The sequence below is a fragment of the Mesorhizobium sp. ESP-6-2 genome (assembly GCF_020164675.1).
GTDB lineage: Bacteria > Pseudomonadota > Alphaproteobacteria > Rhizobiales > Rhizobiaceae > Mesorhizobium.
In genome coordinates, this window is sequence record NZ_JAIUGT010000018.1 from 5001 (window position 1) to 6134 (window position 1134).

The following is a 1134-nucleotide window of genomic DNA, read 5'->3' on the forward strand; positions in this document are numbered from 1 at the left end:
TATCCGGGTCCGGGACAATGTATGGTGGGTAGTTTGACTGGGGCGGTCGCCTCCTAAAGAGTAACGGAGGCGCGCGATGGTGGGCTCAGAACGGTCGGAAATCGTTCGCTGAGTGCAATGGCATAAGCCTGCCTGACTGCGAGACTGACAAGTCGAGCAGAGACGAAAGTCGGTCATAGTGATCCGGTGGTCCCGCGTGGAAGGGCCATCGCTCAACGGATAAAAGGTACGCCGGGGATAACAGGCTGATGACCCCCAAGAGTCCATATCGACGGGGTTGTTTGGCACCTCGATGTCGACTCATCGCATCCTGGGGCTGGAGCAGGTCCCAAGGGTATGGCTGTTCGCCATTTAAAGCGGTACGTGAGTTGGGTTCAGAACGTCGTGAGACAGTTCGGTCCCTATCTGCCGTGGGTGTAGGAATATTGAAAGGATCTGTCCCTAGTACGAGAGGACCGGGATGGACGGATCTCTGGTGGACCTGTTGTGGCGCCAGCCGCATAGCAGGGTAGCTATATCCGGACGGGATAACCGCTGAAGGCATCTAAGCGGGAAACCCACCTTAAAACGAGTATTCCCTGAGAACCGTGGAAGACGACCACGTTGATAGGCCGGGTGTGGAAGAGCGGCAACGCTTGAAGCTTACCGGTACTAATAGTTCGATCGGCTTGATCGTTCTCATTCCTTATGCCCATCTGACAAAGTCAGATGGTCTTGCCAGCGCTCACGCATGAGCGGCCCTTACGGGCTTATGCTCCGCGAGGGCGCCGGACGACCGGCGACGCGCAGTCGCGCTTGCGGGCTTCGCCCGAAGCACCTGCAAAAAACGTCGCCTTGGCACAAAAACAGCTTCTCGAAAACAACGTGCGTTTTGCCGACCTGGTGGTTATGGCGGAGCGGCTGCACCCGATCCCATTCCGAACTCGGCCGTGAAACGCTCCAGCGCTGATGGTACTTCGTCTCAAGACGCGGGAGAGTAGGTCGCTGCCAGGTCTGCTAAACGCACGTTCAGTCTCACTTCCACAAATCGAAATGATTTTTGGATGCAGAGAAATCTTCTCTTCACGAACAGGCCCGCCAAGGGATCACGGGCCGCGAAAGCGGCCCTTTCATTTGGTGAGCCATCTACCTATT

The 1134-nt window shown here is 56.5% G+C and carries 2 rRNA genes (1 of these 2 cut by a window edge); both read left to right on the top strand.

Annotation, left to right across the window (positions count from 1 at the left end):
* Positions 1-676, top strand: a 23S ribosomal RNA gene (locus LB532_RS29990) (it extends 2146 nt beyond the left edge of the window).
* A 202-nt stretch (positions 677-878) separates the two neighbouring features.
* Positions 879-993, top strand: a 5S ribosomal RNA gene (gene rrf, locus LB532_RS29995).
* The last annotated feature ends 141 nt before the right edge of the window (positions 994-1134 follow it).